Source organism: Erythrobacter sp. S249 (assembly GCF_057364975.1).
The window spans coordinates 2,681,246-2,699,903 of the sequence record NZ_CP200287.1; the positions used below are offsets into that span (position 1 = coordinate 2,681,246).

General features: G+C 56.9%; 8 protein-coding genes. 6 read left to right on the forward strand and 2 right to left on the reverse strand.

From position 1 onward, the window contains the following. Window positions 1-480 precede the first annotated feature (480 nt). Together AC0V6V_RS12655 and AC0V6V_RS12660 are read left to right on the forward strand one after the other, a co-directional pair. Window positions 481-9,717 (forward strand): SdrD B-like domain-containing protein, encoded by a 9,237-nt coding sequence (locus AC0V6V_RS12655; RefSeq protein ID WP_486166358.1) that lies wholly within the window; start codon window positions 481-483, stop codon window positions 9,715-9,717. 4 nt (window positions 9,718-9,721) lie between these two features. After that, window positions 9,722-13,255: a TonB-dependent receptor gene (locus AC0V6V_RS12660; RefSeq protein WP_486165713.1), complete on the forward strand. Its 3,534-nt coding sequence runs from the start codon at window positions 9,722-9,724 to the stop codon at window positions 13,253-13,255. Between the two features lie 197 nt (window positions 13,256-13,452). On the opposite strand, the gene AC0V6V_RS12665 is transcribed toward AC0V6V_RS12660, so the two are convergent. Then, window positions 13,453-14,109 (reverse strand): alpha/beta hydrolase, encoded by a 657-nt coding sequence (locus AC0V6V_RS12665; protein ID WP_472644576.1) that lies wholly within the window; start codon window positions 14,107-14,109, stop codon window positions 13,453-13,455. A 120-nt stretch (window positions 14,110-14,229) separates the two neighbouring features. On the opposite strand from AC0V6V_RS12665, the gene AC0V6V_RS12670 reads away from it, so the two are divergent. The 3 genes from AC0V6V_RS12670 (at window position 14,230) to AC0V6V_RS12680 (ending at window position 16,728) form a co-directional block, all read left to right on the forward strand. Further along, on the forward strand, window positions 14,230-15,207 hold the full coding sequence (locus AC0V6V_RS12670) for a cysteine desulfurase family protein (RefSeq protein WP_486166097.1): 978 nt from the start codon (window positions 14,230-14,232) through the stop codon (window positions 15,205-15,207). Between the two features lie 115 nt (window positions 15,208-15,322). Then, the gene (locus AC0V6V_RS12675) at window positions 15,323-16,396 is read left to right on the forward strand and encodes a cysteine desulfurase family protein (RefSeq protein ID WP_486165714.1); all 1,074 of its coding nucleotides are present in this window, start codon (window positions 15,323-15,325) and stop codon (window positions 16,394-16,396) included. Then, window positions 16,396-16,728 (forward strand): 2Fe-2S iron-sulfur cluster-binding protein, encoded by a 333-nt coding sequence (locus AC0V6V_RS12680; RefSeq protein WP_486165715.1) that lies wholly within the window; start codon window positions 16,396-16,398, stop codon window positions 16,726-16,728. The genes AC0V6V_RS12675 and AC0V6V_RS12680 overlap by 1 nt, the downstream gene beginning before the upstream one ends. On the opposite strand, the gene AC0V6V_RS12685 is transcribed toward AC0V6V_RS12680, so the two are convergent. Then, window positions 16,725-17,645 (reverse strand): DUF4349 domain-containing protein, encoded by a 921-nt coding sequence (locus AC0V6V_RS12685; RefSeq protein ID WP_486166359.1) that lies wholly within the window; start codon window positions 17,643-17,645, stop codon window positions 16,725-16,727. The genes AC0V6V_RS12680 and AC0V6V_RS12685 overlap by 4 nt on opposite strands. A gap of 211 nt (window positions 17,646-17,856) precedes the next feature. On the opposite strand from AC0V6V_RS12685, the gene AC0V6V_RS12690 reads away from it, so the two are divergent. Next, window positions 17,857-18,633 (forward strand): ion transporter, encoded by a 777-nt coding sequence (locus AC0V6V_RS12690; RefSeq protein ID WP_486165717.1) that lies wholly within the window; start codon window positions 17,857-17,859, stop codon window positions 18,631-18,633. Window positions 18,634-18,658: the final 25 nt, after the last annotated feature.

An 18,658-nucleotide genomic window follows, 5' to 3' on the forward strand; every position in this document is an offset into this window, starting at 1 on the left:
GCAGGCACGCACGGGCCGAGGATTTCGCAGCACGGATGTGCTGCGGAAAATAGAAAATGATCAAGTGTGCAGAATTCAGTCAAGTTGATCCATCTGTCAGAGCAGCGCTGAGTTCGCATATTCCGCTGCGACCGCTTACACTCATTGCGCAGCCGAAAGCCGACTTTCCGCTCACGACCCAACTACGGTCATGCCTAATGATCGATAGGCAGAGTCGAACCGATAAGCGTATGGAAGATGCTTTGTGCGCCCAAGCTTACCGAGCCGGAAAGCACTGAGATTGCGCATCGCGCCCAGACACATTCTTCAATCAAACTAGGAGGTTCGCCGCGCGGCGCTGCTACCGAGAGCCTATTTTTACAGAAGTCCAGTTTACATAGTTTTACAAGAAATGCCCACTAAGTTTTTGACTGTATTAAACTAATCTACCTACTGCGCCTCATACGTAACCGGCAAATCCGGTTCACAATGGGCGGGCACATGGACAAGTTTCTAAGACTAAACGTCAAGCTGATTGCAGCTGTATTTATGTCTCTTGCGGGCATTTCTGCTGCGCAGGCACAGGATCTGCAGGTGTCGCAATACGATGTCGCGCCCGATCCAATTGCAGCCTCAGCGGAAGCGACATTCACACTAACTGTGGCGAACAACAGCCCGCCCACGGTTAACGATGCGGTCGTCACAATCGACATTGCATCTAACTTCGAAGTGATAAACGCCCCTGGCAACTTCCCTGCGTTCTGTGTTTTGAGCGGCGCGGTTGGTAGCCAAGTTCTCACCTGCAACCTTCCGCCACTACAGGGCGGGGGTCTCCCAAATGCGCAAACATTTACGTACAATGCGATCGCCAGCACCGCTGGAGCCACCCCGACAACGGCCACCATTTCATCAGCGACAGCGGTTGATGGCAATTCTGGCAATGACAGCCTAAGCATCTCGCCAACAGTCCGCGGCGGTGCAGATCTTTCGGTTGCGAAGTCGGGTTCTGCGCCAAGCGTCATAGCGGGCGGCGAGCTGACCTACACGCTTACCGTAACCAATGATGGCCCGGACACGACGTCGGCCGTGCGCATTGTCGACAACCTCCCGGCAGCTAGCGACTTTGACTTTCAAAGCGCCAGCGGCACCGGCTGGAATTGCGGCGTTTCAGGCCAGGTCCTGACGTGTGATTATACCGGTGCAGCCCCGGCAGTCGGGTCGGCCTACCCGAATATCTCCATAGTTGGTGACATTGTGTCCGCTTCGGCAGGCACAATTTCCAACATTGCAAGCGTAGAAATTACGGATCCGCTTGTCCTCGACCCCGATGTTTTGAACAATACGTCGAACCAGGTTGTGACTAATGTTGAGCCGGGCAGCGATATCGTCGCGGAAAAGACAATGCCTGCTACGATCACCGTGGGAAGCACGGAGACGATCAGGCTCACGATCAACAATTCCGGACCGCAAACCATCCCAGCCGGAACCACCATTACGGACACGATCGACGGTTCGCTAACAATCGGTGCGCTACCCGCAGGCTGCTCGCGGTCGGGCCAAACTGTGACCTGTACGGCAGGTTCACTCAACGCACCGGGTCAAGCAAACTTCGACATACCGGTGACTGCAGCCACCGCGACAGGCGGCTCCATCAACAATATCGCGGACATCACCGTGCCAGCTGGATTTTCCGATCCGGATGCCACCAACAACACAGTGTCGGTTCCGTTTGAGGTTGTTGAGCCAAATGCTGATCTACGCTTGCGGGCAAAAAACAAATTTCCAAATCCAGTCGCGCCGGGAGCGAACGTTACATCGCGTATCTTCGTTCGCAATCAGGGGCCATCCATTGCGAGCTATTCACCCTCCAACCCGCTGATTATCACCGACACACTTGGGCCAGATGAGACGTTCGTCAGCAGTCCAACGAGCGCTTTCACCTGCTCGGTCAGCAGCAATGTGGTAACATGTCAGACGAATGGAACGGGCACGCTTGCCGTTGGTGCAGACATAGAGCTTCGCATCATTAGCCAGGCTGGAACGGGAACGGACGGCAACATCACAAATATCGCCTGCACGGATACATCCGCAGGTTCTCAGCACACGCCATCGGCCGCAGCAAGCCCGACAGGCAATGATTGTATTTCACGTTCGGTTCGCGCGACCACAGAATCCGCTGACCTCGCCGTTGAGAAAGACGTAAGTCTTTCGCCCACAAGTGGGTTTGTGGAGAACCTGACGGTTACCGATACCGATCAGGTGTTTTACATCCGTCTGCGCGCAACCAACCTTGCTGGCGATACCGCTCGGTCGGTTCGTGTTCGCGATAACCTTCCAAACTTCCTGAACGACGGCAGTTTTGTCACCAATGTAACTCAGGAGAGTGTGACCAAAGGTTCGCTCACTTACAATTCCAACAATGGCCGGGCGGACTGGAATTTCACTGATCTTGCAGCCGGCGACACAGAAACCATTGTTCTGCGCGTTGAGCGCCCGTTTGGCAGCGGCACATTTACGAACTCTGCCAATATTTTCTCGAGCAACACGACCGAGCTCGATACCAGCAACAACAACAACACCGCTGACTACACGATCGAAGCCATCGCGGACATGACCGTGAATTCGAAGTCGGTAACGCCGGATCCGGTGCAGGTCGGTGTCCCAGCAACCTATCTGATCAGTGTGCGCAACGACGGCGCAAACCAGGCAGAGAATGTTGTACTGACTGACGTTATCGACCCAACGCGGTTCGAGATCATCGGCACGCCGACTACAACGAAGCCAAGTGGTTCGTGTTCGGTTGTGACTGCGACTGGAACCGTAACTTGCGCCCTTGGTCAGTTTATCCGCAACGAAATCCGCCAGGTCACAATCCAAGTCCTACCGAAATTCCCATTCGGCACTACCGGACTGGGCGGCTTCCCGGTCACCTATGTTAACCGCGCGTCGGTAACGACCGATACGCTGGATAGCGATGGGGGTACGGATCCAAATGCAGGCAACAACTTCTTTGATCTGCCGCATGACGTCGACGCGCCTGGATTTGATCTTGGCGTTACCAAAGTGGAATCGAACCCGGCTACCGATGATCCGGTCCGCTTTGATGAACTCCTGAACTACGACATTCGCGCGTCAAACTTCGGGCCATCGCGCGCAACCGATGTTCTGATAACCGATATTCCAGAGCCGCCAGCTGGCCTGACCATGACCCTTTCATCGGTCACCATTAATCCGATCGCTGCCAATGGTGGGCTCTCCTTGCAGGCTGCGCCGAATGCTGGTTGCTCGCCTTCTGGAGCCAATGTGCTTTGCCGGATAGATACGACCAATACGGCAGACAATTTCCTCGACGCTGGCAGTCAAGTCATCTTCCGCCTTAGCTTCGCAATGGGCGGCACCCCGCCAGCGAATATCGTAACCTTTGCTAATGCGGTTGAACTGACGTCTGCTGAGCAGCCAGTTTGGAATGGTTCGGGCGCTGATGTGCAAACCGGCAACAACCGTGCCCGTCAGACCACCACAGTTCTGCCATCGACTGACCTTGAGATAGTTAGCAAGGTCCGCAATGGGGCGCTTCAGCGCAGCATTAATGAACCAATCGAATATGTGATCCGCTTCCGCAACAATGGTCCGTCTTCGGCGACCAGCGTGATCATCACCGATACTTTGCCATCTGGCTTCGTCTTTAGCGCCGCCCCAGCACCTAGTGCGTCAATCCCGGCTGGCAGTTCTGCAACAGTTAGCGCTGTATCTTGTTCAGGCACAGGCACCATCATCTGCGAAATAGATGGGACATTCCCACCGGGCACGGCGGAAACGGTCGACCTCAGCGTCTTTGCGCTGGCGCAAGACCCTTACAATGGCCCGCTCGCCCCAACTGATGCAACCAACGTCGCATCCATCACGCCAGGCGTTGATGCCTTCGGCAGCCCACTGAGCGAAGACTCTAACTCGGCCAACAATGATGGCTCGGCCAACACGCAAATTGTCCCATCTTCGGTGGCGGGCACGTCCTATGCGGATGATAATGACAACGGCACAATCGAAGCTGGTGAAGGGCTAGACAATGTTACGATCACGCTGACCGGTACCGATGCGTTCGGTAACCCCGTTAGTGTGATGACCACCACCGACACCAATGGCAACTATACCTTTGCGAACCTGCCGCCATCAGGAACGGGTGGATACACGATTGTCGAGACCCAGCCTTCTGGGACTTATGACCTGGCAGAAACTGCAGGCAGCGCAGGAGGTACAGTCGACAATGCGGCCTTCGGTGACGCTGCTGCACAAAACACAATCAGCGCGATCGTACTGCCTGCCCAAACAGCAGCGACTGGATATATCTTCCAGAACCACACCGATGCCATGATCCTCGCTGCCGACGACACTGAAACCGGTGTGAACGGCGTTACCGGCCAGACCAATGTTTTAAACGTATTGGCGGATGACCTGTTCAATAACAATGCGGCAGGAACGACCGATGTCATCATTACGGTGGCTACCGGATCTAGTGTTCCAAACGGACTGACGTTCGATCCTTCCAGCGGGAATGTGTCGGTTGATCCCGGCACGCCTGCTGGAGATTACACGTTCGACTACACCATTTGTGACGCTGCTGATCTCGGGAATTGCTCGACCGCGACCGTCACCATTACCGTTGATCCGACGCAAATTCAGGCAGTCGATGACACCGAGACCGGCATTGATGGCATCTCTGGCCAAACGAATGTTCTCAACGTGCTGACTGATGATACGCTCAACAACGCGTCAGTCGATATTAACGACGTGACGATCACTGTTGCGACCGGTTCGAGCGTGCCAAACGGGCTCACTTTTAACCCGGCAACAGGTCAGGTTGATGTCGATCCCGGCACACCTGCGGGCGATTACACATTCGACTACACGATCTGCGAAAATCTGAACTCGATGAATTGCTCAACTGCCACAGCCACTGTGACGGTTGACGCGGCGCAGATCCTCGCTGTCAACGACACCGAAACTGGCGTGAACGGAGTGACCGGGGCACCTGATGTCCTCAACGTTCTGACCGATGATATGCTCAACAATGCGTCAGTCGATCCTAACGACGTGACGATCACTGTGGCGACCGGTTCAAGCGTGCCAAACGGGCTCACTTTCGACCCGGCCACAGGCAGCGTTTCGGTAAATCCTGGGACACCTGCGGGCGACTACACATTCGACTACACGATATGTGAAAATCTGAACTCAATGAACTGCTCGACTGCGACGGTAACTATCACTGTTGATCCGACGCAAATTCAGGCAGTCGATGATACCGAGACTGGTATCAATGGGGTGACCGGACAAACCGGCGTCCTCAACGTGCTAACGGACGATACGCTCAACAACGCGTCAGTCGATATTAACGACGTGACGATCACTGTTGCGACCGGTTCAAGCGTTCCAAGCGGGCTCACCTTCAACCCAGCAACCGGACAAGTGGATGTCGATCCCGGCACACCTGCGGGCGATTACACATTCGACTACACGATCTGCGAAAATCTGAACTCGATGAATTGTTCGACTGCAACGGTGACGATCACTGTTGATCCGACCCAGATCCAGGCAGTCGATGATAGTGCCGGCGGCATTAACGGCGCGGCTGGCGCGAACAATGTCTTGAATGTGTTGGCCGATGACACGCTGAACAATGCACCTGTAGCTGGCACTGATGTTACCATCACAGTTGCGACTGGTTCTAGCGTCCCAGCTGGCCTCACCTTTGATCCCTCTACTGGCAATGTCTCGGTCGATCCGGGCACGCCGTCAGACACCTACAGCTTCGATTACACCATCTGTGAAATCCTGAATTCGATGAACTGCTCGACCGCGACCGCCACGGTGACGGTCGTCAGCGGACCGATTACAGCTGATGATGATAGCACTGCGCCACTAAATGGCGCTGATGGGGCCGTTGGTGTGATCGATGCGCTCGATGGCGATATGCTCAATAACGTCCAGGCGACTTTAACCACGGTTGAAATCACGGTTGAGACCCCGGCGACGCCTATCAATGGCGGCCCGGTCCCGGTCCTCAATCCTGCGACAGGCCTGGTCGATGTGCCAGCAGGCACCCCGGCTGGCACCTACACGATCGATTACGAGATTTGTGAAATTCTCAATTCTGGCAATTGTGCGGACGCGACCATTACGGTTCCTGTTATCGCCGCACCGATTAGAGCAGTAGACGAGAGCATTGGCGGCATAAACGGCGCCTCTGGCCAAGACGATGTGTTGAATGCGCTTGTCGGCGATACGCTGAACAATGCGCCTGCGACCACGGCCAATGTCACCATCCAGCTTGCGCCGGGCGAGACACTGCCGACTGGCATTACCTTCGACACTGCGACCGGCAATGTAAGTGTAGAGCCCGGAACGGCAGCGGGGACGTATAGCTTTGACTATCGAATCTGCGAGATACTGAACCCGGAAAATTGCGCAATTGCGACTGAGACCATCACAGTGGTCGCAGCACCAATCCTCGCAGTCGATGACACAGAGGTTGATGTAAATGGCGATACTGGCGCGCCCAATGTGCTCAATGTGCTGGATGACGATATGCTCAACAATGCTGCGGTTGCAGCGGGCGATGTTGTCATTACAGTTGCAACTGGTTCTAGCGTTCCGGCGGGTCTAACATTCGATCCGGCGACCGGTAATGTTTCAGTTGATCCGGGTACGCCCGCTGGCACTTACGCATTCGACTATACCATCTGCGAAGCGCTGAACCCCGGAAATTGTTCAACCGCAACCGCAACAGTGACGGTCATCGCTGCGCCGATCCAAGCGGTTGATGATACCGCGACCGGCGTGAACGGGGCCGTTGGCGCACCTGATGTGCTCAATGTACTCAGCGATGATACCCTAAGCGATGATCCCGTTGAACTGGCCGATGTCACAATCACGGTGGCCACTGGCTCAACAGTACCAGCGGGCCTGACATTCGACCCTGCAACGGGCAACGTGTCGGTTGATCCGGGCACTTTGGCTGGCGATTACACGTTCGATTATACGATTTGTGAGAACATTAATCCGACCAATTGTTCCACCGCGACGGTAACGATCACAATCGATCTAAACCCAATTGAGGCGCTGCCCGATACTGCAGAGCCGACCAATGGCGCAGATGGAGCCGCGGGCGTGATCGATGTTCTCGGCAATGACACGCTGGCGCTGGAACCGGCGGACACATCAGGCGTGACCATCACGGTCGATACCCCTGCAACTCCGGTCGACGGCGGCCTGGTCCCCGTACTCAATCCGACGACAGGACTGGTTGATATTCCACCCGGCACACCGGCGGGCGACTATGTCATTGAATATACGATCTGTGAGCAGACTAATCCGGTCAATTGCTCCACCACCACGGTAACAATTCCGGTAACCGCTGGCCCCATTGAAGCGGCGGACGACACGGTCGCCGACGTCAATGGTGCAGACGGTGCGGATAATGTCCTGAATGTGCTCACCGGAGATACTCTAAATGGTGACCCAGCGACGATTGATACAGTCACAATCACAATTGCTCAGGGTTCGAGCATTCCCGATGGCCTGACCTTTGATCCTGCCACTGGCAATGTCTCGGTTGATCCGGGCACGCCAGCAGGCGACTACAGCTTCGACTACGAAATCTGTGAAATCCTGAACCCGACCAATTGCACCACTGCAACGGCGACGGTCACAGTGGTTGCACCGGAAATTGCCGCGGTTGACGACAGCGCGACCGATATCAATGCCGCTGACGGCGCAGAGAATGTGGTCAACGCCTTCACGGGTGACACGTTGAACGGTCAACCTGCTGATCCAAGCAATTCCACTGTTGCCTTGGCGCCGGGTGAGACATTGCCAGCGGGCATCACGTTTGATCCAGTAACGGGCAATGTCAGCGTCGCTCCGGGAACGGCTGATGGCACGTACAGCTTCGACTACGTGCTGTGCGAAATCTTGAACCCGGCTAATTGCACGACTGCAACTATCACGCTCACTGTGGTGCCACCGGTCAGCTCGGTCAGCGGGATCGTGTTCCTTGATGCGAACCTCAACGATGCGTTTGAAGGCAGCGAAGATCTGCTTGAAAGCTGGACGGTTGAAGTAATCCGCAATGGCGAAGTTGTTGCCACAACTCAGACCGATGCAGACGGCTTCTACTCAGTTGAAGACCTGCTTAGCGGGACTGGATACACTATCCGCTTCCTACACCCAGTAACGGGCGTGGAATTTGGCACGATCGAGGACGCTGATCTGCCAATTAATGGTGCGCTGGACGATCAGAACCTGCCGATTGATCCATCAGGTGTCGTTTATGATGCAATCACTCGCAATCCAGTTCCGGGTGCAGTTGTCACCTTGGTTGATGCCAACGGCACGCCGCTGCCAGAGATCTGCTACGTTGACGCCTCGCAGTTCAACCAGATCACCGGGCCAGACGGATATTACCGTTTCGACATTGTCGCTGGGGCCGCGCCTCAGTGCCCGGTTGGACGGACGGAATACCGCATTGAGGTGACGGCACCGACTGGGTTCGCGAATCCTGAATCGACGGTCATCGCTGCTGAGGACGGTCTGCTTAATGTAGCTGGCCTAACCAATCCGGCTGCGATTGTGCCAAATATCAATGCGCCGCAAGTTGGGGAGCCAACCACCTACTACCTCGGCTTCCTCATTGGTCAGGGCGATTCTGATGTGGTGAACAACCACATCCCGCTCGATCCATTTACATCACGCAGCGACCTGCTTGTCACCAAGACCAGCAATGTACGCAGCGCCAGCCGCGGTGATCTGGTTCCGTACACTATCACAGTGCGCAACACAGAAGCCGCAACGCGGGCATCCGTCGACGTGGTCGATATCCTGCCTCCAGGCTTCAAATATGTGCCAGGATCTGCACGGGTTAACGACATCGCAGACGAGCCGCTGGTGTTCAATCGTGAGCTGCGCTGGGAAGATCAGACCCTGCCGGGCAACGAGACATCGGTTTACAGCATAATCGCTGTGATCGGCGCGGGTGTGACGGAGGGTGATCGGATCAATACTGCGGTTGCTCGTAGCGGGCTCGACGACCGAGACCTGTCTAATCGGGCTCAAGCGGTTGTATCGATTGTCCCAAGTGCGATCTTCGATTGCGCGGAGATTATCGGCAAGGTGTTCGATGATCTCGACGGCGACGGCTATCAGGATGAAGGCGAGCCGGGCATTCCGGGGGCACGTGTGGCGACCGTCAATGGTCTGCTGATAACCACCGATGAATACGGTCGCTATCACATCACTTGCGCGGCTGTTCCAAACGCTCAGATCGGTTCGAACTTCGTGCTGAAGCTTGATCCACGTACGATCCCGGCTGGCTACTGGCCGACCACGGACAACCCGCAATCGATCCGCCTAACCCGCGGTAAGATTAGCGAATTGAACTTCGGTGTTCAGCGCGCACGGGTCGTCAATATCGAACTTGATGCTGGTGCTTTCCTCGATGGTTCAACCGAACTCCGAGATGAATTTGCCGCGCGCTTGTCGCAGCTCCCCCAGATCGAGGCTCAGCGCCTTGTGCTGCAAGTGAGTTACGCCGCAATCGGGTCTGAATCAGAGGCGCTTGCAGACAGCCGTATGGCGGCGATCCGCAAAACCCTTCGGTCAGTGTTTGATGAAGGCTGGGATGGACCAACCCCAACGATTGAGACGAACATCAACCGGCCCATTGCCACAAGCGGAGAGGAGTAAAATCATGACAAAACGCTCCAACGCACTAATGCTTTCAGCAAATTCTGGCCGCGCCATGCGCACCGCGATGCTCACTGGGATTTCGTTTGCGGCGCTCGCTGCTGTGCCTTCGGCTGCCTCTGCGCAATCGGAAAACGGCTTTGAAGCCCAGTCGAAGGTCATTGTTAGTGATCCAGGCATGCGGATCACGCTGGACCCGCAGAAACAGCCAGAAACAGTCAACCCATATTCGGTGCAAGTTCGCACGGATCAGACCCATGTTGATCCCGTTCTGGCAGCGGCTCTGGCGGGCAGTGATCGGGTCGTTGTCAATGGTCAGCCGGCGACCTTCGTCAGCTACACCAATTACCCCTCGTTCATTGCGCGAGCTGAGGTGCGGATTTTCCGTGCTGGCGCCAGCGTCGATGCAGAGCCATTGGCAATCGTTAAAGCGAGTGCAGAAGGCGTTGCTCGCTGGACGCCCACGGAATTGGCTGGGGCTGAGCTGTACTTTGTCTACCGTGTCTATGATGCGGACGGGAACTTTGACGAAACGCAGCCTGGCGAACTGACGGTTCTCAAAGAGCCGTTTGAGGATGCCGTCGCTCCCATCCGGCCGCTGTTTGGCACGCGCGACACAGCTGCGATCCGCAACATCCGCCTCTCGCGGTCGGTCACGATTACTGTAACCGGCACCGCTGGTTCCGCAGATGAATTGGTAAGTGTCGCGGGCCAATACGCACCAATCGAAGATGATGGCCGGTTCGTAAGCCAGCAGATCGTCCCCGGCGACACTCGCGCGGTCAAGGTGGCCATCGGAACGCATGACAAAGTCAATTACACCGCGACGCGCGACGTTGATGGTGCGAAGGACGATTGGTTTATCGTTGGCCAAGGCGACCTGACGCTGGTCGCTAACAATGGCAGCGGCACCGCGGTTGAGGTCAGCGGCGATCCGCTGACCAATGGCACCAATCTGGCCTCGCGTGCGGCCTTTTACGCGAAGGGTAAGCTGAAGAACGGAATTTCGATTACCGCCTCACTGGATACTGGTGAGACATTGCTCGAAGACATCTTCAGCAATCTGGATCGAAAAGACCCGCGCCAATTGCTGCGCCGGCTCGATTCAAACGAATATTACACGACTTACGGCGACGATTCGACGCTGGTGGAGGATGCCCCGACGCAGGGACGCTTCTACCTCAAGGTTGAGAAAGACAAATCGAGCCTGCTGATTGGCAATTTCATTGCTGATATACAGCAAGCCGAATTGGCCCAACTCAACCGCGGATTGTTCGGTGCGATTGTCGATCACAAGAGCATCGAAACCACCTCTTTTGGCGAGAGCAAAGCACAATTCACTGCGTTTGCGTCTGATCCCGGTACAATCGCTGGGCGCGATGAATTTCGCGGAACAGGCGGCTCGCTCTATTTCCTCAATCGCCGTGACATTTCCATCGGATCGGAACGCTTGAGCGTTGAGATCCGCGACCGCGACACCGGCTTGCTTCTTTCGCGCCGCGACCTGCGTCCGCAGGAAGACTACGACATCGACTATTTCCAGGGCCGTATTGTGCTGCTCAGTCCGCTGTCTTCGACTGCTGCCGATGGCAGTCTGGTGCGTCAGAGTTCTGGGCCAGGCAACATTCCGGTATTGGTTGCGCGCTATGAGTATTCGCCAACCGTTGGCGACCTTGATGGCTACACAATTGGCGGGCGCGGCGCGGCATGGCTCGGCGATACGTTGCGACTGGGCGCGACGATTCAGCGCGAGACGACGTCCGATGCCGATCAGACTTTGCTCGGTGCAGATGCGACCCTGCGACTGCATGCGGGCACTTACCTTAAAGGCGAGCTTGCGCAATCGGACGGGCCCGGATTTGGCCAAGCCAATTCGGTCGATGGCGGCCTGACATTCACCAACCTCGCCGCACCGGGCGTCGCTGGTATTAAAGCTAAGGCGTATCGCGGCGAGCTTGGCGTCAACTTCGCTGAATTGTTCGGCAGCAATGAGAACCTTGGGCAGTTGTCGGCGTTTTATGAGCAGTTCGATGCTGGCTTCAGCGCCAATTCGCAGCTTACTCAGGCAGACACCACTCGTTGGGGCTACGCGATCAACGCACCGCTTGGCAAAGCCACTCAGATTGATGCCAAATTTGAACGACTAGAAACCGATCAAATTGGGGAGCGCACCGTTGCCTCTGCTGACCTGACGCAGAAGCTGAGCAGCCAAGTTTCGCTGACCGCAGGCGTGCGCCACGATGATCAGGCTATCGGCCTTGTCAACAACAGCTCGCAGTCGGGCGAACGCAGCGATGTTGCACTCCAGATTGATTTCGATCCTATCGACGGGAACTGGTCAATTTTTGGCTTTGGCCAATTAACCGTAGACCGTGATGCGACACGCCAACGCAACAACCGCGCTGGGGTAGGCGGAACCGCTGACATCAGCGACCGCTCTTCGCTCAGCGCCGAAATTTCCACCGGCGATGGCGGGGTCGGCGCAAATGTTGAACTGGCTCATCGCTATGGCAATGGTTCTGAGGCCTATCTTGGATACGGATTGTTCACCGACCGCAATGATCTGGGCCTTAGCCCGGTTGGCAGCCTGGCTCAGACCAATCGCGGCACCTTGACGCTTGGCACACGCCACCGCTTCTCCAGTGCGCTCAGCATCAATGGCGAAAACCGTATCGGACACGGCGGCGAAGCGCCTAGCATCGTTCGCAGCTTCGGCCTCAATTGGGATCCAACCGAACACTGGTCCTTCTCTGGTTCGTTTGAAACCGGGCGTATCGACGATGCAACCACTGGTCTGTTCAAGCGCACAGCGGCGACAGTCGGCCTAGGTTACACCGATGACGAAATTCAGGTCACGTCCAACATCGAAGCCCGGTTTGAAGACGGCGAAAATCGCAAGCAGAACGTCTGGCTGGTCCGTAACACCGCGTCGGTTCAGGTAAACCCGGATTGGCGAGCGCTTGGGCGGCTCAATTTTGCCCTGGCTGATTCCGAAACGGACGACGTCCGTCTGGCCGATTTTGTCGAAGGCACGATTGGCTTCGCCTATCGTCCGGTTCTGAACGACAGGCTTAACCTGCTTGCCCGCTACACCTTCTTGGAAGATCTTGGCCCGATTGGCCAAGTTACATCCGGAGGTGAAACCGCCTCGCCGAAGCAGCGTAGCCATATCATTTCGATTGATGGCAATTATGACCTCAGCAAGACGCTGACCTTAGGGGCGAAGTACGCCTACCGTCAGGGTAGTGTATCGCTCGGCCGCGAAAGCGACGTGTTTGTGTCCAGCACCACTCAGTTGGGCGTGATCCGACTGGATTGGCGACTTGTGAAGGAATGGGATTTCCTGATCGAAGGACACTTGCTCACCAATGATATCGGAAGGGATGAAAACTGGGGCGGCCTGGCCGCCATCTATCGCCACATTGGCAACAATGCGAAGGTCGGCGTGGGCTACAGCTTCTCCGATTTTTCCACCGACCTTGCAGATCAGAGCTACTCGTCCGACGGGTTCTTCATCAACCTATTGGGCAAATTCTGATTTAGGCAGACAGCGTCCCTAAATCCTGCGCTAACGTAACGGCAATGCGTTATCGCAAGGATTGGGATGAGTTGTTGTCTGATCAATGCGACCGCCTGCTTCCACCCCCTCGTTGCAGCCATTCCGTAGCTGCGATAAGTCGCCCGAAACCTGACGGGTGAGCCAAATTGTCTGGATTCAATAATTGATCCGAAGGATCACTTAATCGGACAATCCGGCGACAGGCGGAAGTCGAGATAATTGTCGACTGAGGCCATCAGATCATCGGTTTCGTTCTCGAAGAAGTGGTTTGCGCGCGGGATCTCTTCGTGGTGGATCGTGATGTGCTTTTGTGTGCGCAGCTTATCGACCAGCTTCTGCACTGCGCTTGGCTGAACCACGGTATCGGCGGCGCCTTGCACAAAGATGCCGCTCGCGGGGCAAGGGGCCAGGAACGAGAAGTCATACATATTCGCTGGCGGCGCGACAGAGATGAACCCGCGAACCTCTGGGCGGCGCATCAGCAATTGCATGCCGATCAGCGCGCCAAAAGAATAGCCCGCAACCCAGGTCGTCTGCGCCTCTGGGTGGATCGATTGCACCCAATCCAGCGCGCTCGCCGCATCGGACAATTCGCCAATGCCGCTGTCAAAGCTGCCCTGGCTGCGGCCGACGCCGCGAAAGTTAAAACGCAGGGTCGCAAAGCCGCGGTCGACGAAGGTCTTGTACATCCGCTGCACAATCCGATCGTTCATGGTGCCGCCGCCCTCTGGGTGCGGATGAAGGATCATCGCAACAGGTGCGCGCGGACGCGGTGGCGGGGAAAAACGACCTTCGAGACGGCCTTCTGGACCGGGAAAGATGACTGATGGCATCGGAAACCTTGTGAAATAAAATGTGCGCGTATCACCGGCTGGTGCATGCGAAGACGCGGCCTATATAGGAAACAATGCAAGAATCGCAATTTTTTGTGAGGGGTTCTCATTAAGACACGCATTTATCTTGATCATGCGGCCACGACGCCGCTGAGGCCAGAGGCGCGCGCAGCGATGGAAGAGGGCTTTGCGATTTGGGCAAATCCCTCCTCTCCGCATGGCGAAGGGCGCAAGGCGAAGGCCGCGCTGGAGGATGCGCGGGCCCGGATTAAACGTGCGCTAAACTGGGACGGAGAGCTAATCTTCACCAGCGGCGCGAGTGAGGCGCTGTGGATCGCGCTCAATCGCAGCAAGGCTGATCGTAGGATAGTGAGCGCTGTCGAACATGATGCGGTGCTTCGCGCTGCGCCGGATGCGGAAGTGGTCTCTGATGAAACTGCCTTTGGCGATGATGCGATATTGGCCGTTCAGCATGTGAATTCAGAATCCGGCGTTATCAATCCTGTTGCGCAGATGGCCGAGACGGTGAAGCCGGGCGGCACAGTGGTGTTGTCAGATTGCTCTCAAAGTGCGGGCAAAATGACGCTGCCCGACGCGGATATGCTGGTGGTCTCTGCCCATAAATTTGGCGGCCCGATCGGGATCGGCGCGCTGCTGCTGCGCGATTTCAACTTGCTCAATCCCATTGGCGGGCATGAGCGCGGCTATCGCCAAGGGACCGAAAATGTACCCGGTGCGCTGGGCATGGCGGCGGCCTTAGAGGCGGGCGATTGGCAGACCACTGCGGCGCAGCGGCAAGGGTTTGCCCAACAGCTGGGCGAGGGCGTGCTGACGATTGGCGACCAGGCGAATTACATCTTTGCAGTGACCCATCCGACCATGAGCGCGCAGGCTTTGCTAATCCGGCTCGACGCTATGGGTTTTGCAGTGTCGGCGGGCAGCGCATGCTCGTCTGGCACGCTGAAGAAAAGCCGCGTGCTGGATGCGTTTGGCGTCTCCGATGAAGTCGCCGCGCGGACTATTCGGGTTAGCCTGGGTTGGAGCACGACACCGGAAGAATTGAATGCGTTTGCGCAGGCTTGGAGCAGCCTTGCCTAATGAAACCCGCCTGTGCTGAGCTTGTCGAAGCACTGCATTTTTTCTGGTTCGATGGACGAAAAACAAGAACAGCCCTTCGACAAGCTCAGGGCGAGCGGATAGAGGGGGCAAAGCAATGATCTACCTCGATTACCAAGCCACGACCCCGCTCGCGCCCGAGGCGCGCGATGCCATGCTGCGCTGGCTCGATGGGCCGGACGGCACCGGCTTTGGCAATCCGCATTCACCGCATCGTATGGGGCGTCAGGCGGCGGCTGCGATTGAGCTGGCGCGTGACCGGGTTGCGGCTTTGTTTCCCGCAGGCGGCAAAGTGATCTTCACTAGCGGCGCGACCGAGGCGCTCAATCTCGCGATCCGGGGCTCAGGAGGCGATGGTGCGGTGGCTTTCTCCGCGATTGAACATTCCGCCGTTGGCGACACGGCCAAGGCGGCGGGCGCGCATCATTTGCTAAGCGTGGATAATCAGGGTTTGTGCGATCCCTCGCAAGACCTGCCTAAGAACACGCGCATGGTCGCGGTGATGCAGGTCAATAATGAGATCGGCACGGTGCAGCCGACACTGGAATGGCACCGCCGCGCGAAGCAAGCGAACGCGCTGTTTCTGGTCGATGCCGTGCAGGCTTACGGCAAAATCGAGGTGACCGGCGCTGATATGATCGCGATTAGCGCGCATAAGTTTCACGGGCCGAAGGGCGTGGGCGCGTTGTGGGTGCGAGACGGCGTGGAACTCAAAGAAGTGCAGACCGGCGGCGGGCAGGAGCATGGCGTTCGCTCCGGCACTTTGGCTCCGGCTCTGATCGCTGGCATGGGCGCCGCCGCGCATCTGGCAGCGGAGCGTGTGACCGAGGACGCGCAGCATATCGAAACGCTGTGGAACAGAGCTCGCGAGCTGTTTTCCGATTGGACCGTGAACGGCAGCGAAGAGGCGCGCTGGCATGGCAATCTCAATATCCGGGGAGAAGGCTTGGATGTGGCCCGGCTGATGTCCGATTGTCGCACGATCATGTTCAGCGCGGGGTCCGCCTGCGCCAGCGGATCGGGGCGGCCCAGCCATGTGCTCAAAGCCATTGGCCTTGGCGACAAACAGGCGAAATCCTCGATCCGGCTCGGTTTTGGCCGCTATACGACGATGGAGCAGATAGAAGCGGCGGCAGAGGCCATCAATGCGGCCGCCAAGGAGCAGCTGTGATGGGGGTGAAAGTCCACTTTACCGATGCCAAAGGCGCATCTGTTGAGGTCGAGGGTGAGGCGGGCGACAGCCTGCTGAAGGTCGGCCAAGCGCATGGCCTGCCGCTGGAGGGAACGTGCGAGGGACAGATGGCGTGCTCCACCTGCCATGTGATTGTCGCCGCCGAATGGTTTGACCGGCTGGAGCAGGCGAGCGAGGAAGAAGAGGATATGCTCGACTTTGCCGCCGGCGTGCGCCGCACCAGCCGCCTGTCCTGCCAGATTGAGCTCACCGAAGCGCTGGACGGGCTGGCGGTGACCATCCCGTCCGAAGCGCATGATATGTCGGCTTAGGCCTCGCTCGCGGCAGGTGCTTCGCGGCGGGCGTTCTTCCAGAACCGCAGGCGATAGCCAAAGCGGTGCAGCACCCAGCGAAGCGCTAGGAGCAGGAATATAATCGGGAACAGCACGGTCCCAGCCATCATCATAAACGCAATCGTACTGCCGAGTATCGTGCCCAGCGAATTCCAGGCGGCTTCTATTGGTTCGCCAAAGCTGCCGGAAACGGCGCTCACTTCGCCGGCTTCATAGCGGATTGTCATCTCGCTGAATGCGACGCGGGTGCGCATCGTTTCGAGCCAACTGCGGGCCTGATCGATTTCCTGATTGACCTGCGCGACGGCGCGTTCGGCCTCGACGAGTTCGCCGACAGTGCCATTTCGAGAAGCGAGGATTTGCATCAGTCGATCACGTAGCAATTCGCGTGAACGCAGCCGCGCCTCTGTGTCGACGATCTGTTTCGACAAATCCTCGCCGGTCAGCGAGGACGACACCAATTCCCCATCTGCTTCGCCCGTCGTGGTTTCGAGTTTCTTGGCGAAATCGCGCGCTTCTTTGGCAGCGACAGCGATGTGCAGATTTCCGCTAGAGTATTCGTCGCTGTCGCGCGCTTGGTTCATCGAGATCACGCGGCATCCATTGCTGCCCAGCTCTTCGCACATGGCAACATGGGTTTGCTGGACCTTTCTGATGCTATCGAGTGGAAGATCAAAACCAAGCCGATAGGTGTAGGCGATTTGTGGTTCGTCGACCGGTATATCCGCGCTTTCGGGTGCAGATGGTGATGATACTGCCTCGGCTGCGACGTCCGCCTCGGCCAAAGCAAAGTCTGAGCTTGCGCTCATTTCTTGGGTGGCCTCACTGCAGGCGGCGAGGGCAAAGACGCTGATCGTTGCCACCAATGTTACGCTTATCTTCCTACCAAACTTCATGATCACTCTCCTGAAAAAGAGGCGAATTGGGGCGGGGTGCCTCATTTGCGCCTAATTTTCGCCATAATTGTGCCACATTTTAGTTTCGTTGCAAGCCCCTTCTTTTTCTGAGCATCACGCGCTGCTCCTTCTGGCGAGGTGCGAAAGGCGGTGTTAAGGGGGCGGCCAAGGTCACTGTTTCCTTGCCTTAATCACCGTTGGAGTATCCGAAATGACGCTGCGAGAGCGCGCCCAGAACTTGGTCGAATCCGGCTCTTTTGAGCGCGTTATCATTGCCGTCATCGTGATCAATGCGATCGGTTTGGGGATGGAGACCTCGCCCTGGGTCATGTCGAATGTGGGCGGGGTCGTGCAGATGCTCGACACGATCGCGCTGACAATTTTCGTGATTGAATTGCTGATCAAGCTGTTTGCCTACCGCTTTGCCTTTTTCAAAAACGGCTGGAACATCTTTGATCTGGTGATCGTCAGCGTCGCGCTCGTGCCCGCGAGCCAGCAATTCTCTGTTCTGCGGGCGCTGCGCATCCTGCGGGCGCTGCGCCTGATTTCGGTCGTGCCCAGCATGCGGCGCGTCATCGTCGGCCTGTTTAAGGCGATCCCCAGCATCGGCACGGTGATCGTCATGCTGCTGCTGCTGTTCTACATCAGCGCGGTGATGGCGACGAAGCTGTTCGGCGAGAGCTTCCCGGAATGGTTCGGGACGCTTGGCGCCTCGCTTTATTCGCTGTTCCAGATCATGACTCTGGAAAGCTGGTCGATGGGCATCGTGCGCCCGGTGATGGAGGAATACCCTTACGCCTGGGCGTTCTTCGTGCCGTTCATTTTGATGACGAGCTTCATTGTCCTCAACCTGTTCATTGGTGTGATTGTGAACGCCATGTCAGAGGCGACAGAAGAAGACGCGCACGGCGAACGCGAGGAAATCCTGATCCAATTGCGCGCTTTGCGAGAAGACATGGCGGCGCTGAGGGACGGCAGCAAACAATGAAGTCAAGCCCGCTTCCGGCAAGCTC